This is a genomic window from Comamonas antarctica (genome assembly GCF_013363755.1).
Classification (GTDB): Bacteria; Pseudomonadota; Gammaproteobacteria; order Burkholderiales; family Burkholderiaceae_C; genus Comamonas; species Comamonas antarctica.
On the sequence record NZ_CP054840.1, the window covers coordinates 3,957,591 to 3,973,855 of the forward strand.

Sequence of the window (16,265 nt, forward strand, 5' to 3'; positions counted from 1 at the left end):
CATGCCCGAGCTGCCCCAAGCCGTGCCGCATTCCGTGGGCCTGAACCGTCCCGCACGGCGCTTGCCCGCACTCGCCTGCGACGCCCACATGCATATCTTCGCGCCCGAGTTCGCGCCGTCGCCGCACTGGCCGCGCACGCCGCCGGTGGCGCGCGTGGGCGACTACCGCCAGCTGCAGCAGCGCCTGGGCACGGCGCGCTGCGTGGTGGTCACGCCGTCGACCTACGGCACCGACAACGCCTGCACGCTCGATGCACTGCGCCAGCTCGGCGACGGCGCGCGCGGCGTGGCGGTGGTGGACCAGGAGGTCGGCGACGCGGAACTGGCGCGGCTCGATGCGCAGCGCGTGCGCGGCCTGCGCGTGAATTTCGTCTCGCCGCAATCCTGGGGCGACACCACGCCGCAAATGCTGCAGACCCTGGCGCGCAAGATCGCGGGCTCGGGCTGGCATATCCAGTTGTTTGCCAGCCCTGAGCAGATCGTCGCGCTCGCACCCGTGCTGCAGTCGCTGCCGGTGCCGCTGGTGATCGATCACATGGGCTTGAACGATCCCGCCGTGCCGGACACGCAGGCCCAGGCGCTGGTGCTGCGGCTGCTTGAAACCGGCCACTGCTGGGTCAAGCTTTCGGGCGCCTACATGCGCTCGGCGGTGCATGGTCCCGGCTATGCCGACACCCTGGCCTGGGGCCGCGCGCTGGTGCAAGCGTCGCCCGGGCAGCTGGTGTGGGGCAGCGACTGGCCGCACACTACCGAAACGCCGGGCACGGTCAACGACGCCGACCTGGTCGACCTGCTGCAGGCGTACTGCGATTCGAACGCCACGATGGACCGTATCCTGGTGGACAACCCGGCGCGGCTGTATGGCTTCCCACCTGCCTGAGCCTTGCGCGCCACACCCAGAAAGTGCTTTTGATGTTCCTGCTGCAAGCCCCCCAAGTCCGTGAACTGGAGTTGTTCACCTCGATGCCAGAATCGCTGCGCCGACGCGAGCGCAGCGCCTGGGCCGACGCCAACCGCGGCGGCGCGATCAGCGACTCGTTTCTCGAAGGCCCGGTGTTCGATGCGGCCGGCAATCTCTATGTGAGCGACATTCCCTGGGGCCGCATCTTGCGCATCGACGCGCAGGGCGCGTGGCATCTCGTGGCCGAGTACGACGGCGAGCCCAACGGCATGAAGTTTCTCGATGAACGCACGCTGCTGATCACCGACTACAAGAACGGCCTGATGCGCCTCGATCTCGCCAGCGGTAAGGTCACGCCGTTTCTCGAGCGCCGCAACAGCGAGCGCTTCAAGGGCGTCAACGACCTGGTCTTCGACGCCGAAGGCAACCTGTACTTCACCGACCAGGGCCAGAGCGGCCTGCACGACCCGAGCGGCCGCCTGTACCGGCTGCGCCCGAACGGCCAGCTCGACCTGCTGCTGGCCAATGTGCCCAGCCCCAACGGTGTCGCGCTGTCGCCCGACGGCCGCGTGCTGTACCTGGCCGTGACGCGTGGCAACTGCGTCTGGCGCGTGCCGCTGCTGCCCGACGGCAGCGTGGCCAAGGTCAGCCAGTTCTTCACCTCCTACGGCCCGAGCGGCCCCGATGGCCTGGCCGTGGATGCCGAGGGCCGGCTGCTGGTGGCCAACCCCGGCCTGGGCTATGTCTGGGTGCTCAACGCGCGCGCCGAGCCGGTCGAAGTCCTGCGCGGCGCGGCCGGCAGCTCGACGACCAATCTGGCGTTTGGCGGTGCCGACCGCAAAACGCTGTATGTGACCGATTCGACGCATGGCAGCATCCTGCGCACGCAGATGGATGCGCCGGGCCTGGCGCTGCACGCCCGGCGCAACGCGGCCTGAGGTCCTCTCAGAGCCCGATGCATTTTTCCTCCAGGCCCGCGACCAGTTCCATGAGCGCGCTCCCTATGCCTGTTCTCTGAGCCGCCGACAACGGCTTGGGCGCGTGGATCCCGCAGTTCATCACGAAACGCACTCCGCCGCAGGGCCGGCTGAACGCCACGGCGATGGCCTCGATGTCCGGCCTGAAGTCCCGGGAACTGCAGTAGCCGTGCTTGTCGTACTGCTTCAAGGCCTTCGGCACTTCCGCCCCGAAGCGCGCCGCCATCGCCGGATCGAGCACATCGATCTGGTTCAGCAATGCCTGCCGCTCGGAGGCCGCGGCCTGTGCCAGCCAGGCCCGGCCCATGGCTGTCGCCAGCATGGGCATGACGGCTCCGGTGTCCGGCGGAAGGTAGCGGCCATCGGTGCGCCATGCGGTTTCGACATAGACCATGCCCAGGCGATGCTGGAGCCCGAGCGACACGGCCCCACCCAGTTGCTTCGACAGGGCCATCATTCCCGGCCGCGCCAACGTTCTCATCCTGAGGTTCGCCAGCATGGGATAGGCCAGGGCCACGCAGCCCACCGCCAAGCTGTATCCCGCTGCGTGCCGGCTGCGCTGCAGCAGACCGAGCTGCACCAGCGTGTAGGTCAGCCGGACCATGGTCTGCGGCGAGACGCCGGCCTGCCGGGCGAGCGCGGCGTTGCCCAGCACCGGCTGGTCTGGAGTGAAGCAGGCCAGCACATCCAGCCCCCGGCCCAGCGTCTGGGCCGAGTCAGGGGCACAGCGCACACGGGAGGGCGGCGGCTGCACATGCCGGCTCGGGCCGCGCGCGACCACCCCAGGCTCGGTGGCTTGAGGCGCGCTGCGCCACTCCTGCTCGATCTGCGCCGCCAGTTGCCGCAGCTCGGGGCCGATCTTCCCGAGCAGACGCCCCTCCTGGGCTCGCGCCGCGGGCACGCCGCAGTTCAACACCATGCGGTGGCCGCTGAAATCGATGCCCAACGGTATGGCCACCGCATGGACGTCAGGCAGCCAGTGGCCCGGCGAAACGCAAAAGCCCTGCTTCTGCAGATCGCTGGCGGCCTGCGCCACCTGCGGCCGCCATTTGCGCAGCGCCGTGGGGGACGCAGCCTGCAACTGCGCCAGCACCTCGTCGCGTTCGGCGGCTTCGGCACTTGCCAGCCAGGCACGCCCCGCCGCCGTCTGCAGCATGGGGAGCACCGCCCCCACGTCCGGGCGAAACGACCTGGGCCGATTCGCCCAGCAAGTCTCGACATACACCATCTGCGTGCGATCGCGCATGACCAGCGAAATGGTCCCCCCGAGTGCCGCCGCCAGGCGCGCCATCGGCAGCCGCGCGACCCGGCGCAGGCCCAGGCGCGCCAGGAATGGATAAGCCAGGGTGAGCGCGCCCGGGCCTATCCAATAGCGCCCCGCGGCGGCATCGAAGCGCAGCATGCCGTGATCGACATGGGTCACGCAGAGCCGGGAGATGCTGGCCGTCGACAAGCCTGAGCGCTGCGCCAGCTGCTTGTTCGTCAACCCGTCGGCGGCGTCACGGAACGCGTCCAGGACCGACATGCCGTGGGCGAGGCTGGAGGCAAAGCGCGGGTCATTCATGCGTTCAATATACCGAAACAGGTGTTGCACTGCCACCAGCCCGTCACTAACCTTGGCTGTGCTGCGCTTTGCAGCGTCACCGCGAAGTGGGAGACCAGATGAACGAGACCGATCACCCCACGGGGCGGGGAGAGGGCGCATGACCAGGGCAGGACCACTGACCGGGCTCAGGGTGCTGGACATGGCCACCGTGGTGGCCGCGCCCTTTGGCGCCACGCTCTGTGCCGATGCCGGTGCGCAGGTGGTGAAGCTCGAGCTTCCCGAAGGCAATGACGCGCTGCGCGGCCTCGCTCCCACCGCGCTCTACTGGAAGGTTCTGAACCGCGGCAAAAAAGGCATTTCGCTGGATGTCCGGCAGCCTGCGGGCCGGGAGCTGTTCCTGAAGCTCATCGCCGACTTCGATGTGCTGGTGGAGAACTTCCGGCCGGGCACGTTGGACAAATGGGGGCTCGACTGGGACACCCTGCAGCGCCACAACCCCAGGCTGTCGGTGCTGCGGCTGACCGGCTTTGGCCAGACCGGGCCTTACGCGGGCCGGCCGGGCTTCGCCCGGATCTTCGAAGCCATGAGCGGCCTGGCGAACCTCACCGGCGAGTCCGGCGGCGGCCCGCTGCACATCAACTTCCCGCTGGGAGATTCGATTGCCGGCCTGTTCGCGGCGTTTGCCATCGCCAGCCTGGCGCACGAGCGCGCCCTGTGCCCCGAGGCCCCGGGGCGGGATGTGGACCTCAGCGCCACCGAGGCCCTGCTGCGCGTGCTGGAGCCGCTGGCCGCGGAGCATGAATTCGAGGATGTGGTCCGCAGCCGTGCCGGGGCCCGGGCAACCTATACCGCGCCCTCCAACATCTACCGTACCCGCGACGAACAGTGGTTCACGCTGGTGGGATCCTCGGATGCGATCTTCCGGCGCCTGTGCGCGGCGATGGAGATGCCTGAACTGGCAACCGATGCACGCTTCACGAACAACCCCGGCCGGGTGCGGCATCTCGAGGCGCTGGACGCGATCATCGCGCAATGGAGCGCACAACGGGAATTCACGGACCTCGGCGCCTGCCTCGAGACGAACGCGGTGCCCTTCAGCAAGATTTATTCAATCGCCGACGTCATCGAGGACCCGCACTTCGTCGCCAGGCAGGCCATCGTGCGCCTGCCCGACCCGGAGCTCGGCTCCGTGCCAGCGCCGGCGGCGGTGCCCCGCTTCGGCGCCGTGGCGGCAGCGGCGCCGAGAACCGGCCCTTCCACCGGCGAGCACAACGCTGCCATCTATGGGCCGCTCGGACTCACCGCGGCCGATCTGGCCAAGCTGCGCGCTGCGCGCGTCATCTAACCCATCAAGACCATGATTCGAAACCCGCAAGATTTCGCCGCTTTCCTGGCGAACGTGCGCCGCCAGGTGCACGAACGCATGATTCCGCGCGAGGCCGAGGTCGAACGCCTGGACGAGGTGCCCGCCGACCTGGTGGCGGAACTCGCCTCGGGTGGCTACTTCGGCTGGTCGATTCCGCAGGAGTTCGGCGGCGCCGGCCTCACGACCGAAGAGCTGGTGCTGGCGGCCCTGGAACTGTCGCAGGCCTCGGTCGCCTTTCGGGCCCGCGTCGGCACCAACACCGGAATCGGCTCGGAAGCGCTGGTGGCCGACGGCACGCCCGAGCAAAAACGCCAGTACCTGCCGCGCATGGCCAGCGGGGAGATAACCGGCTGCCTGGCGCTCACCGAGCCGGAAGCCGGATCGGACGCCGTCGCCCTCAAGACCAGCGCGCTGCGGGACGGCGATCACTTCGTGCTCAACGGCAGCAAGTGCTTCATCACCAATGCGCCGATTGCCGGCCTGTTCACCGTGCTGGCCCGCACCGACCCCGAAGACAGCACGGCGCGCGGCATCACGGCGTTCCTGGTCGAACGGGACACACCGGGCCTGAGCACCGGAGCGCCCTACGACAAGATGGGCCAGGCCGGCTCCCCGGTGTCCGAGGTCTACTTCGACAACTGCCGCGTACCGTCCCGGCAGATCATCGGCGGTAGCGGCAACATCGGTCAGGGCTTCAAGACGACGATGAAGGTGCTGAACAAGCAGCGCATCCACCTGGCGGCCTTGTGCATAGGCCCGGCCATCCGCATGCTCGACGAGGCCGTGGCGCATGTCACGCAGCGCCGGCAGTTTGGCCAGCCGGTGGCAGAGTTCCAGCTGGTTCAGGCCCTGATCGCCGACTGCCAGACCGACATCCATGCCGCGCGGGCATTGATCCTGGAGACGGCCCGGGCCCGCGACGACGGCCAGGACGTGACCATGCAGGCCTCGATCTGCAAGTATTTCGCCTCGGAGGCCTGCGGACGGATCGCCGACCGCTGCGTGCAGATGCTGGGGGGCACGGGTTTCATCCGGGGACACGCCATCGAGCGCTTCTATCGTGACGTGCGCCTGTTCCGCCTCTATGAAGGCACCAGCCAGATGCATCAGCTCAATATCGCCAAGCGCACCTTGGCGCGTGCCGGATACCGCGGCTAACGCGGCCTGGTCGTAAAAACTACAGGAGACATGGCCCATGTTTGACACAGATGCATCCAACCCGGCCCCGGCGCTGTCGCGCCGTTGCGTTGTCGGAATGCTGGCTCTCGGCGCGCTGCACCTGCCGGCGCAAGCCGCGGCCTACCCGGCCAAGCCGGTGCGCATCGTCGTGCCGTACGCGCCCGGCGGCGGCTCCGACACGGCGGCGCGGGCCATTGCCCAGCGCCTGGCCGAAAGCCTGGGCCAGAACTTCGTGGTGGAGAACCGCGCGGGCGCCGCCACCCAGGCGGGCACGGTCGCCGTGACGCGCGCCGCGGCCGACGGCCATACGCTGTTGCTGGGCACGGCGAACCTCGCCACCAACGCCGCGCTGTACCAGAAGCTGCCGTACGATGCCGTGCAGGACCTGGCGCCGATTTCCCTGATCACCAAGGCGCCGGTCTATGTCGTCGTCCGTGCCGACTCCCCGATCAAAAACCTGAAGGACCTGATTGCCCACGCCAAGGCCAGCCAGGCCGGGCTGAACTACGGCACGCCCGGCAACGGCAGCATTCCGCATCTGGCATGCGAGCTGTTCTCCTCGCTTGCCGGCGTCCGCCTCCAGCATGTTCCCTACAAGGGCAGTTCCGAGACCGTCGCGGCGCTGGTGGGCGGCCAACTGGACCTGAGCTTCGACAATCTGACGCCGATCAGCGGCATGCTCAAAGCCGGCAAGCTGCGCGCCATCGCATTGACCGCGGCAAAGCGCAGTGCGCTGATGCCGCAAGTGCCGACGATGGGCGAACTTGGCTATGCCATGGAGGCGTTTTCGTGGTGGGGACTGCTGGCGCCCGCAGGCACACCACCGGAGGTGCTGTCCAAGGTGAACCAGGCGATGGTCGAGGCACTTGCAACGCCGCAAATGCGCGAGCAACTGGCCCGCGTCGGCATCGAGCCCGAGAGCTGCTCGCCCGCGGAATTTGCCGCCCTGATCCGGAACGAGACCGGCAAGTGGGCGGCGGTGGTGAAATCCGCGGGCATCAAGGCCGACTGAAGCGCCGGCCTGGCCCGGCGAAGCATGGGCTGGGGCTTCACGCCCGGCCCGCCTCCGGCAGCTTGGCGATCACCTTGATCTCGAACTGGAAGCCGTAAAGCCAGGTCACTCCAACGCCGGTCAGCGCCGGATACGGCGCCTGGCCCCAGAACTCGGGAACGATCTTCCAGATGGTCTCGAAATGGGCCTCGGGGTCGACCACGAACACGGTGACGTCCAGCACATCGGCAAACGTGCAGCCGGCCGCCTGCAGCACCGCATTCAGGTTGCAAAACGCCAGCCGCACCTGGGCTTCGAGTTCGGGTTCGGGCGAGCCGTCCTCGCGGCTGCCGACCTGGCCCGAGACAAACAGCAGGCCATTGGCGCGTACCGCCGGCGAATAGCGGTTGCGTTCATAGAGCGCCTGGCGGCCCGGCGGGAAAACGACATCGCGTTGCGTCATGGGAATCTTTCTGCAGTGGAGATGCAGCCCACTGTAGGCATCCAGGCGCGCTGGATAAACCAGCAAGCCTGTGCATCATTGTTCGTAGAATCCAAACAATCATCACAGCATCTGGAGTGCGAATGGACCGCTTCGACGCCATGCAGGCGTTTGCCCGGGTGGTGGAAACCGGCAGCTTCACCAAGGCCGCCGCAACCCTGCACATGAGCAAGACCAGCGTCACGCAACTGGTGCAGCAGCTCGAGGCACGGCTGCGCGTGCGGCTGCTGCATCGCACCACGCGCAAGGTCAACGTCACCGCCGATGGCGCGGCGTATTACGAGCGCGTGCTGCGCGTGCTGGCCGATGTCGACGATGCCGAGACCAGCCTGTCGGGCGCGGCGCAATCACCGCGTGGCCGGCTGCGCGTCGACATGCCCAGCCCGCTGGCGCGGCTGATCGTGGTGCCGGCCCTGCCGGGCTTCCATGCGCGCTATCCGGAGATCCAGCTCGATCTGGGCGTCAGCGACCGCATGGTGGACATCATTGGCGAGAACGTCGACTGCGTGGTGCGCGGCGGCCGGCTCACAGACGAGTCGCTGATGCACCGCCATATCGCCGACCTGCCGCTGGGGGTCTACGCCGCGCCCGGCTATCTGGCGCTGGCCGGCGTGCCCGCGCACCCGCGCGAGCTGCAGGACACGCACCAGCGCATCGTCGGCTTCCACTGGGCGCGCCACGGCAAGCCCGCCGCCTATGCCATGCGGCGCGGCGAGGAGAGCCTGGAGGTGCGCGGACGCCATGCGCTTTCGGTCGACGACGGCAACGCCTATCTGGCCGCGGGCCTGGCCGGCCTGGGCGTGCTGTGGCTGCCCGAATACATGGCCAGGGCCGCCCGGCAAAGCGGCGAACTGGTGCCGCTGTTCGAAGACTGGCAGCTCGAGCCCATGCCGCTGTATCTGGCGTTCGCGCCCCACCGGCATGTGAGCGCCAAACTGCGCGTGTTCATCGACTGGATGGTGGCGCTGATGGACGTGCATGCGCCCGTGATGCGCCGCAGCGGCGGGTAGCGCCGCGCGCGGCCCGCCCTGCAACCGGCAAGGTCATGCGGGCCCGCATGCACGCGCATGGCAAACTGTTTCGCGCCCGCCTCGGCCCACTTGCCGCTGCGGCGCCATCCCATGAGCCTTGCCCAAGTTCAAAGCCGCGCCCTGCTCGGGCTGCATGCGCCGCAGGTGACGGTGGAGGTGCATCTGGCCAATGGCCTGCCCTGCTTCACGCTGGTCGGGCTCGCCGATATCGAGGTCAAGGAAGCGCGCGAGCGCGTGCGCAGCGCGCTGGTCAATGCGGGGCTGGAGTTTCCCGGCAACAAGCGCATCACGGTCAATCTCGCGCCCGCCGACCTGCCCAAGGATTCGGGGCGCTTCGACCTGCCGATCGCCATCGGCATCCTGGCCGCGAGTGGCCAGCTCGATGCCGCGCGGCTCGCGGGCTGGGAGTTCGCCGGCGAGCTGTCGCTGTCGGGCGAGCTGCGGCCGGTGCGCGGCGCGCTGGCCACCAGCCTGGCATTGCACCAGCAGCGCGAGCCGGTGCTGCAGGTGCTGCCGCCGGGCAGCGCCGAGGAGGCGGCCTGGGTGCCCGAGGCGCGCGTCTTCCGCGCTCGGCATCTGCTCGATGTGGTCCAGGCCTTCATGCCCCGTCCCGAAGACCTTGCCGAACCGGCAAATCGCGCCGGCTGGCGGCGCGTTGAAAGCGCGCCCCTGCCGGCGTGCGACAGCCGCGCCGAGATGGCCGATGTCAAGGGCCAGGCCCAGGCCAAGCGCGCGCTGGAGATCGCGGCGGCGGGTGGCCACAGCCTGCTGCTGGTCGGCCCGCCGGGCGCGGGCAAGTCGATGCTGGCGCAGCGCTTTGCCGATCTGCTGCCGCCGATGTCGGTCGATGAAGCCCTGCAGGCCGCGGCGCTGGCCAGCCTGAGCGGGCGCTTTTGCGCGCAGCGCTGGGCGCAGCGCCCCACGGCCAGCCCGCACCATACGGCCAGCGCCGTGGCGCTGGTCGGCGGGGGCTGTGAGTTTTCTAAATAAGTGAGACGATTCCGAAATAGATGCGACTGGCTAATTTTGCGATCGACTTGACTTGCTGCGGCTGTAGATCCTTTGGCAGTCTGAACCGCACCGGGCCGTTCATTAAGAGCCGCTAACACGACCCAGCAAATCGAAGATTTGCGGTTGTTGCTAGGCGCGCAGCCGCAGGCAGTGCGAGTAGCACGACAAGGCGACGCAACGACGCAGCAAGGGTTGTGTTACCGGCTCTAAAGCTGAGTTGCAGCTTCTTGTCGCACTGCAAACTGTCTCCAGTGTAGGACAGCTCGAGAGGCACCGATCTTTGAAGCTTCTGTCTATCTTGGAAAAGCCTTGTCGATTCAGTTTGGCCGTATAAAAATCTATTTCCCAATTCATACGGCCAATCTCATGACAGCACTCTGCCATCAGCCCATCCCTGACAGTGCAGCCCTCCAGATCATCAACTCAACCACGATCTACGAGGAGTACCTGCGCGCGCAGCAGAAAGCTCAGCACCTCAAAGGCGGCATGTACTGGAAAAAGCAAGGACCATACGAGTATCTTGTCCGAACTTCGGTCGACAATCTTCAGCGAAGACTCGGACCACGCACCTCGGAAACGGAAGCGATCTACAACTCATTCGTCGCTCTAAAGCAGGAAGAAAACTCACGCTTGCTTTCTTTGCGCGAAGCACTTGACGACGCGCAGCGACTCAACCGTGCCGTGCGGGCCGGGCACGTGCCTAACATCCTCATTTCCATTCTGCGCCGACTCCAGGATGAGGGGATGATGGAACACTTTGTTGTTATCGGACCTCAAGCAATCTACGCATACGAGGCGGCAGCAGGCGTGCGCATTACTTCGGCGTCATCCGATCGCTCGCCTGAATGGCTAAGAAATATTGGCACACAGGTCAGCCTGCTAACCGATCTGCCCAAGAAGGATGAGCCGTTGATAGCTCGCATTTTTCAACGTCTCGACCCCACTTTTACTTGGAAGAAGGCAAGCCGATTAACCGCCAGAAATGCGCGAGGTTTTGAGGTGAACCTGTACCGAAGTAGGGCCATGCTGGGCGGCCAATATTCCGCTATGCGTACATGGCGCACGCCACGATTCGTAACGCCAATAATCAGCATAAATGGGATCATGGCCATGATGCAAACGATCTCGCCTTCTGGGTTCGTAAAACTAAAAAGAGAGGAACTTGACGCGCCCGTCTGCCCAAACAATGCTGCACAAGATCAATGTCTTGTGGACGCAGTACAAAGGCTGCTCGATACCGGCACGCTTCTCGAGCAACGGTTTTAGGCAGATCATCAGATTGCATTTTTCGACCTAAGCTAGCAGTCACAAGGCGAACGCTCTGGGGTAGCGGAAGCGTTCAAAACCTTAATTATGCGGCTGAGGTCTGTCCATGCCCTCTCCGATCGCTGTCGAAAAATAGTTTGCACCATCCCTCAGCAAGGACGCTTGTCTGCCCCAATCCGCGCTATTACGCGCAATATGCGTAGGAGCTCGCCCGCGGTGAGATCGCCAGCGACGCCCCCAAGAGCGACGCAAAGTGGTCTTTGCTCTGTACTCGCAAGGCCACGCTGGATGGGAGCAACAACAAGACCTATGCGCCAACCCAGCTGATACTCACAACATCCGCAGGCGCATTGCCGGTCTACCTCCCGCAGAGCAGCTTTGCGGCGGGGGCTTGGACGAGTGAATTAAGCGGGGAGGCTGCCTCGCAGGTCAAGAAGATGGTCGCGTTAGTAAGTCAGTTGGCGGGGCAGAAGATCATTGCCCAGTGCGGAGGTGATGGATTCTTTCTACGCCCTGCAGCACCAGAATGCCTGGCAAACTACAAGGACAGCGGCCAGTTCTCACATTCCGCACCAGGTGGCAAGGGTGGGTTTAGCGGTCATTGCCGCATCTGCCTAGGCAACTGACCCAGATTGGCGGTATGCGGTTGACGACCCCATAGTCGTCGCTCTTCAACCGGTAACGAAGCGTGCAACAACTTGCAGGCTACCTGGCTAGGGGCAGTCGACTTTCACCGATAAGTTTTGTAAAGGCCCCTTACACTGACGAAATAAGACTCCTGAGCGAGTGAGAGGGATGCATGAAACTGTTGATCGATGCAGAGCTGAAAACGCACACTGACAAAAATGAACTAGTGCGCGACGTGCTGCCGGAGAATGTGAAAGGCTGCACAGTCGATTTGACCATTGGCGCAATCTTCATGCCGGGAAGTGAGGCTGGCACGCTGGGATCGGCGACCAAGCCGCGGACTCAGTTGACGCTGATGCAAGGTGCTACGGCGGTGGTCAGCACGAACGAGGCCTTTTGCTTAGACGGCAGCCATTCGGCGGTTGTGTTTCCTGCAAGCAGTGTTTCGCTTAAAGGCCTGCTGATGACAAATCCGGGACATGTGGACCCGAACTACCACGGGAGCCTGCACTTAACCGTGATAAATATGGGCAGTGAGCCTTATCCGTTAAAGACGGGCGACCGCCTGCTGCGCACGATGGTGTTTAAGCTGGACGGCTCTACCGCGAAGAAGGTTAGCAGTGCCAGTCCGTTGACTGAGGAACTACTGGCGAGGCTTTCCCCAGATTTTTTGGATGTGAACAAGCGTGTAGATGCCGCGGCCAAGAAGGCAATTGACGCAGCAGATCGCCGCAACTTGCTGCGACAAGCAATGATGCCGGTGATAGTTGCTATCGTAACTGCTGTGCTCACTGTTGGATCAGGCTACCTTTCGTTGAAGGATAAGTTTGAAGAACGTATCGCGCGGATGGAAATTGCGAACAAGGACTTAAATGCCATTGTGAGGTTCGAGCAACTTGACTCCAAGCTGAGGCAGATTGGCGAGCTGACCCCGCCTGTACCGCTGGCGAAGCATATCGAGGAGTTGCGCGCCGAGATTGATGCTTTAAGGAAAGCGCAAAACGCGTCCCCGAAGAAGTTATGAAAATTTACCTGATAGCTGCCCCATGCCTCACCGGTGGCATGCAAGCCTTTCTTGACAATCGCCTCGAGAGTTGGCAGTACGACGAAAGTGCGTCAGACGCTGAGTTGCTTGTCGAAGCTGCAGGGCGCGTCTGCTACATGTCTTTTGGCGAGCGTCAGTTCCGTAAGCGAACGGGCGACTACCTAGCAAATATCATGGCGCAAGGACACGATAGCGTGCTCGAACATGCGAACTTCACGCTGCTGGCTGACGGGATTTCGCGCGCACTGAGCCACCAGCTTGTAAGGCATCGTGCGGGCTTTGCCTATAGTCAGCTTTCTCAGCAGTATCACGACGAGTCGGGTGCTGCCTTCGTCGAGCCAGCCGGGTTAGGTACGAATTTAGACGCACAGCGCCTGTGGCGCGCGGCTAACGCATCTGCGCTTGAGGCTTACCGCGCGCTGTTGACTGAAGCGAATGATTTGGGGGGGAGCACACTGGATCAGAAAGAGCGAAAGCGCATGTTGCGGTCGGTGGCGCGTAGCGTGCTGCCCAATGCAACAGCAACCTCGCTGGTGGTGACTGGTAATGCGCGGGCTTGGCGCCATGTGCTCGCTGTGCGTGGCTGCATAGCCGGCGATCTGGAAATGCGGGGCTACTGCGTTGAGGTTCTGCGCGTACTCGGTGGTGCAGCACCTGCGCTTTTTGCCGACTTCTACATCGAGCAAGATGCTCATGGAGAACTTGTGCGACAACACGCCGATGCCGAAGTATGAGTTCCTTAATGCTGAGTCCAGATGAACGAGCACAACTCGCAAATGCCGTCGCAGTGGCACGGCCTTGCCCAACTCGCTGGTGCGTAATAACTGGAGCTCCCGGCAGTGGCAAGACCACTTTGGTCCGGTTGTTGAGCGCGCAAGGTTTGCCTGTTGTGGAAGATCCAGGACGAGCTATCCTGCAAGAGCGCCTCGCGCGCGGTATAGATGTCGACCGCACAGGCTCTAGCTACATGCGCTTCCAACAAGAGGTGCTTGAACGCGAAAATGCGATGATCGCTTGCGCTGATCCGGGGCAGCGCGTGTTCTTTGACTATGGCATTGCCGAGTCGCTTGCGTTCATGAAGCTAGCGGGACTTCCCTGGTCCATGCATTTTGTCGATGCCGCGGCCGCGCTGCGGTTTGAGCGAGTGTTCCTGCTATCTCCGTTGTCCATACAAAACTCTTTTGACGGCATTCGTGTTGAGACTGATGCGCAGCGTCAGAAATTGTGGATGCTGATCGGCGAGGTCTATCAAGCTCTCGGCATGCAAATCGTCGATGTGCCGAACGGATCAGTGGCGCAGCGATTGGGCATGGTGCTCGCTGCGCTGACCTAGGAAATTTTTGAGATAGCCCCCTGAATCTCCGGACATGGCCTAACATAGCGACTGGACGGTGTACGGAACTACGGGGGCAAGACCGGTTGTGTACAGAGACTTCAGTGCCGACAGGCGCGCCAGCGTCACTTCAACCTTGGGCCTCATCTCAATCCATTGCTCCCGGCTCTTTTGCGGATCCGCAAGGAAGAGATAGGGGCCATCAATCAGTAGCCGCATGACCGCGGCTAGCGCACGCCTGGGTTCGCCGCGACCGAGAGATGTCCTTAGGTCGTCCGCCGTTTTGCCTATGCGCTTCATATGAGTGAGAGCCTGTGCAAGGGATGCATCCAGTCTTTCGACGTCTGCGCCAGCGTCAAGAGCTGCCTCAGTCGCGTCAAGAAAGGACTTAACCGACGCAGTGAACTCACAAATCTTTGGTTGGACCAATAAAAGAGCACTCTGGCGTGTGCTATGAAGTTCGTCGAGGCACGCAGAGATCCGCGTAAAGCTTTGTTCTGCTCCTTCAATAAATGACGCACCGCTCTCATAGCGACTGCCGATTGTGCCGACAATGAGTGGAAATTCGCCAGCTTGCGCGTGTGGCAACGCGATTGTCTTCAGTTCAAAAACGATGGACAGAAGGTCCAGCGGCGACTCCTGACGCCCCACTCTTTCTGACTCGCCTGAATAGTCCGAGACGTCGAACTCATCGTAGATCCGTCGCTGAAGTAAGTGCAGTGAGCGCCCGAGTTGCGCTAGTTGCTGCTCCTCCATGTCCGGACGCGCGTGTTCGACTAGCTCGTCAAAGCTGGTGAGTGTGATGTTCGACTTCTGCGCGGCCCGAAGTGCGCCTGCCTGGAAGCCAGACTCCGACAGAAGAAAGGCACGGTCGGCGCCTACGTCGGTAGCAATCTGTGCTAATGCAAGCACTTTCTCCTTCGGGATTGCCGTATTCCAGAGCTTGCACTCAACAATCCATAAGATTGCAACGCCGAACATCGTTCGCGTCGCGACCACGTCGACTGCGTGTACAGCTCTTGCGCCCACGACATCGCCTTCGATATGTACCGCAAACCCAAGGGCGCGAAACAGATCTGCCACCTTCTCCTGATACACGCGCCAGGGTACCGACATTCCTTCTCCTTCAAGTATTTAGGTCCGATTTTCCATCGGCGTAGGTGGTCCGAGTATCGGACCCGTCCAGTAATCCCATCTTTATGCTGAACAGATCTTTGAGCAATATCGCGTCCACGAAACAACCGTGCACACGATGCTCAAAGACTCTCAGTCCCCTCGCTATTCGGCGCCGCGAACGCGCCGCACCTACGCGCCACAGTTCAACGCTGAGCTGATCGCTGCGTACCTGCAGACCGGCGCATCAATTGCCGCCACAGCGCGTGAACATGGCATGAATGCCAATCTGCTCCATCGCTGGGTCAAGGAGCATCGTCTGGGCCGGCACCAGATCGCCTGCGATACGGCGCCCGCAGATGTGTGCGGCATCGCTGCGCACGGCGGCGATGCGGCTGCTGTGCCCCGCTGGACATGCGTGCCGGCACCAACACAGCCCTGGCCCACGTGGTCGCCGTGTGCGGCGCCGCCCATCCCCACCATGCCTATCTGTTCGCCAACAAGCGCGCCAATCGCATCAAGGTGCTAGTGCACGACGGCATCGGCATCTGGCTGGCGCCTCGGCGCCTGCATCAGGGCAAGCTCGTCTGGCCCGCACCTGGTAATAAACAGTGGCCGCTGGAGCCTGCACAGCCTGACAACCGAGTGCTGGGCCTGCCCTGGCAACGCATGGGAAACGCCGGCAACATCACCGTGGTCTGACGCTGATGCGCAATCCGTGGATCTGCGCATGACACCGCCAAGGCGCTGGATTACAGCTGCGGCGCTGGACTGCGCTGACACGCTTCGCGGCTGACGGGCAATTGCCCATGGATAACAACTGGATCAAAAACCAGACTCGCCATTGGCCGCAACAACTGGCTATTCGCCGGCAGCCTGCGCACGGGCCAACGTGCGGCTGCGGTGATGAGCCTGGTGCAGTCGGCGCGCATGAACAGGCATGACCCCTATGCCTACCTGAAGGATGTGCTCACGCGCTTCCCTACGCACCGGGCCAGCCGGATCGAAAAACTGCTGCCGCATCGCTGGCAGGCCGCGAACTCCTGATCAGTAACAGGGTGGCCGGCGACGATCAACATGGGATCGCCGCGCGGTTACCGAGTATCGGATCCGGGCATGCAGCCTTAAGCCATGAAGGACACCATCGGAGCCCATGCTGTGGCCCGTTCACCTCAGTCTTGACCGCCCAATTTGAAGTCAGCAGCGGTCATTGCCGCCGCTGAATTTCGCATGACTGCTTTCGGTCGTGGCTGCCATCCGACTGACAGACTTGGCTGGTCGCAACCAGCCTGACGCAGACAAGCCTATCAATCTTCAGGTCTTGCGCGCACGTTGGCTTGATGTGCGTCATGCACTATTCCACACGCTAAAAGTGAA

At 63.6% G+C, this 16,265-nt stretch carries 14 protein-coding genes and 3 pseudogenes; 14 read left to right on the forward strand and 3 right to left on the reverse strand.

From position 1 onward, the window contains the following. Position 1 precedes the first annotated feature (1 nt). Both HUK68_RS18440 and HUK68_RS18445 read left to right on the forward strand, forming a co-directional pair. Positions 2-880 carry an amidohydrolase family protein gene (locus HUK68_RS18440; protein ID WP_434082449.1) on the forward strand — a complete coding sequence of 293 codons (879 nt, stop codon included), beginning with the start codon at positions 2-4 and terminating at the stop codon, positions 878-880. A gap of 32 nt (positions 881-912) precedes the next feature. Beyond that, the gene (locus tag HUK68_RS18445; protein ID WP_175505511.1) at positions 913-1,839 is read left to right on the forward strand and encodes an SMP-30/gluconolactonase/LRE family protein; all 927 of its coding nucleotides are present in this window, start codon (positions 913-915) and stop codon (positions 1,837-1,839) included. Between the two features lie 7 nt (positions 1,840-1,846). On the opposite strand, the gene HUK68_RS18450 is transcribed toward HUK68_RS18445, so the two are convergent. Beyond that, positions 1,847-3,442: an IclR family transcriptional regulator gene (locus HUK68_RS18450; protein ID WP_175505512.1), complete on the reverse strand. Its 1,596-nt coding sequence runs from the start codon at positions 3,440-3,442 to the stop codon at positions 1,847-1,849. A 139-nt stretch (positions 3,443-3,581) separates the two neighbouring features. Here HUK68_RS18450 and HUK68_RS18455 point away from each other — a divergent pair, with 139 nt between their 5' ends. From HUK68_RS18455 to HUK68_RS18465, 3 genes are read left to right on the forward strand one after another with little or no spacing between them, the layout of a single operon-like run. Next, on the forward strand, positions 3,582-4,769 hold the full coding sequence (locus tag HUK68_RS18455; protein ID WP_175505513.1) for a CaiB/BaiF CoA transferase family protein: 1,188 nt from the start codon (positions 3,582-3,584) through the stop codon (positions 4,767-4,769). A gap of 12 nt (positions 4,770-4,781) precedes the next feature. Then, positions 4,782-5,948, forward strand: coding sequence for an acyl-CoA dehydrogenase family protein (locus HUK68_RS18460; RefSeq protein ID WP_175505514.1), 1,167 nt, complete (start codon positions 4,782-4,784; stop codon positions 5,946-5,948). A gap of 37 nt (positions 5,949-5,985) precedes the next feature. Beyond that, positions 5,986-6,981 carry a Bug family tripartite tricarboxylate transporter substrate binding protein gene (locus tag HUK68_RS18465; RefSeq protein WP_175505515.1) on the forward strand — a complete coding sequence of 332 codons (996 nt, stop codon included), beginning with the start codon at positions 5,986-5,988 and terminating at the stop codon, positions 6,979-6,981. Between the two features lie 37 nt (positions 6,982-7,018). On the opposite strand, the gene HUK68_RS18470 is transcribed toward HUK68_RS18465, so the two are convergent. Then, on the reverse strand, positions 7,019-7,423 hold the full coding sequence (locus tag HUK68_RS18470) for a RidA family protein (RefSeq protein ID WP_175505516.1): 405 nt from the start codon (positions 7,421-7,423) through the stop codon (positions 7,019-7,021). Positions 7,424-7,545: 122 nt separating this feature from the next. Between HUK68_RS18470 and HUK68_RS18475 the strand changes: the two genes are divergently transcribed. The 6 genes and pseudogenes from HUK68_RS18475 to HUK68_RS18500 all read left to right on the forward strand — a co-directional run bounded on the left by HUK68_RS18475 (position 7,546) and on the right by HUK68_RS18500 (position 13,775). Continuing rightward, a complete protein-coding gene (locus tag HUK68_RS18475; protein ID WP_175505517.1) occupies positions 7,546-8,472 on the forward strand; it encodes a LysR family transcriptional regulator in 927 nt (308 codons plus the stop codon). Between the two features lie 111 nt (positions 8,473-8,583). Next, positions 8,584-9,465 (forward strand): annotated as a pseudogene (locus tag HUK68_RS18480) (magnesium chelatase domain-containing protein); the annotation flags it as partial. A 348-nt stretch (positions 9,466-9,813) separates the two neighbouring features. Then, positions 9,814-10,770: a GSU2403 family nucleotidyltransferase fold protein gene (locus HUK68_RS18485; RefSeq protein WP_175505519.1), complete on the forward strand. Its 957-nt coding sequence runs from the start codon at positions 9,814-9,816 to the stop codon at positions 10,768-10,770. A 799-nt stretch (positions 10,771-11,569) separates the two neighbouring features. Next, the gene (locus HUK68_RS18490) at positions 11,570-12,421 is read left to right on the forward strand and encodes a dCTP deaminase domain-containing protein (protein WP_175505520.1); all 852 of its coding nucleotides are present in this window, start codon (positions 11,570-11,572) and stop codon (positions 12,419-12,421) included. Beyond that, complete coding sequence (gene thyX / locus HUK68_RS18495) at positions 12,418-13,176, forward strand: FAD-dependent thymidylate synthase (protein ID WP_175505521.1); 759 nt, start codon at positions 12,418-12,420, stop codon at positions 13,174-13,176. Before HUK68_RS18490 ends, thyX begins: the two co-directional genes overlap by 4 nt. Positions 13,177-13,184: 8 nt before the next feature. After that, positions 13,185-13,775 (forward strand): AAA family ATPase, encoded by a 591-nt coding sequence (locus HUK68_RS18500; protein WP_244146369.1) that lies wholly within the window; start codon positions 13,185-13,187, stop codon positions 13,773-13,775. A 39-nt stretch (positions 13,776-13,814) separates the two neighbouring features. Here HUK68_RS18500 and HUK68_RS18505 read toward each other — a convergent pair whose 3' ends face one another. Next, positions 13,815-14,891 carry a restriction endonuclease gene (locus tag HUK68_RS18505; protein WP_175505523.1) on the reverse strand — a complete coding sequence of 359 codons (1,077 nt, stop codon included), beginning with the start codon at positions 14,889-14,891 and terminating at the stop codon, positions 13,815-13,817. Between the two features lie 136 nt (positions 14,892-15,027). On the opposite strand from HUK68_RS18505, the pseudogene HUK68_RS23445 reads away from it, so the two are divergent. The 3 genes and pseudogenes from HUK68_RS23445 to HUK68_RS18520 all read left to right on the forward strand — a co-directional run. Beyond that, positions 15,028-15,204: pseudogene (locus tag HUK68_RS23445) on the forward strand (transposase); the annotation flags it as partial. 47 nt (positions 15,205-15,251) lie between these two features. Then, positions 15,252-15,590 (forward strand): IS66 family insertion sequence element accessory protein TnpB, encoded by a 339-nt coding sequence (gene tnpB, locus HUK68_RS18515; protein ID WP_279614230.1) that lies wholly within the window; start codon positions 15,252-15,254, stop codon positions 15,588-15,590. 18 nt (positions 15,591-15,608) lie between these two features. Next, a pseudogene (locus tag HUK68_RS18520) lies at positions 15,609-15,935 on the forward strand (transposase domain-containing protein); the annotation flags it as partial. Positions 15,936-16,265: the final 330 nt, after the last annotated feature.

What these genes read in the sequence shown, in the direction of transcription:
- HUK68_RS18440 (WP_434082449.1), top strand. Translation starts at nt 2, where the DNA reads ATGCCCGAGCTGCCCCAAGCCGTGCCGCATTCCGTGGGCCTGAACCGT.
- HUK68_RS18470 (WP_175505516.1), bottom strand. Translation starts at nt 7,423, where the DNA reads ATGACGCAACGCGATGTCGTTTTCCCGCCGGGCCGCCAGGCGCTCTAT.
- HUK68_RS18455 (WP_175505513.1), top strand. Translation starts at nt 3,582, where the DNA reads ATGACCAGGGCAGGACCACTGACCGGGCTCAGGGTGCTGGACATGGCC.
- HUK68_RS18460 (WP_175505514.1), top strand. Translation starts at nt 4,782, where the DNA reads ATGATTCGAAACCCGCAAGATTTCGCCGCTTTCCTGGCGAACGTGCGC.
- HUK68_RS18445 (WP_175505511.1), top strand. Translation starts at nt 913, where the DNA reads ATGTTCCTGCTGCAAGCCCCCCAAGTCCGTGAACTGGAGTTGTTCACC.
- thyX (WP_175505521.1), top strand. Translation starts at nt 12,418, where the DNA reads ATGAAAATTTACCTGATAGCTGCCCCATGCCTCACCGGTGGCATGCAA.
- HUK68_RS18465 (WP_175505515.1), top strand. Translation starts at nt 5,986, where the DNA reads ATGTTTGACACAGATGCATCCAACCCGGCCCCGGCGCTGTCGCGCCGT.
- HUK68_RS18505 (WP_175505523.1), bottom strand. Translation starts at nt 14,891, where the DNA reads ATGTCGGTACCCTGGCGCGTGTATCAGGAGAAGGTGGCAGATCTGTTT.
- HUK68_RS18500 (WP_244146369.1), top strand. Translation starts at nt 13,185, where the DNA reads ATGCTGAGTCCAGATGAACGAGCACAACTCGCAAATGCCGTCGCAGTG.
- HUK68_RS18475 (WP_175505517.1), top strand. Translation starts at nt 7,546, where the DNA reads ATGGACCGCTTCGACGCCATGCAGGCGTTTGCCCGGGTGGTGGAAACC.
- HUK68_RS18490 (WP_175505520.1), top strand. Translation starts at nt 11,570, where the DNA reads ATGAAACTGTTGATCGATGCAGAGCTGAAAACGCACACTGACAAAAAT.
- HUK68_RS18450 (WP_175505512.1), bottom strand. Translation starts at nt 3,442, where the DNA reads ATGAATGACCCGCGCTTTGCCTCCAGCCTCGCCCACGGCATGTCGGTC.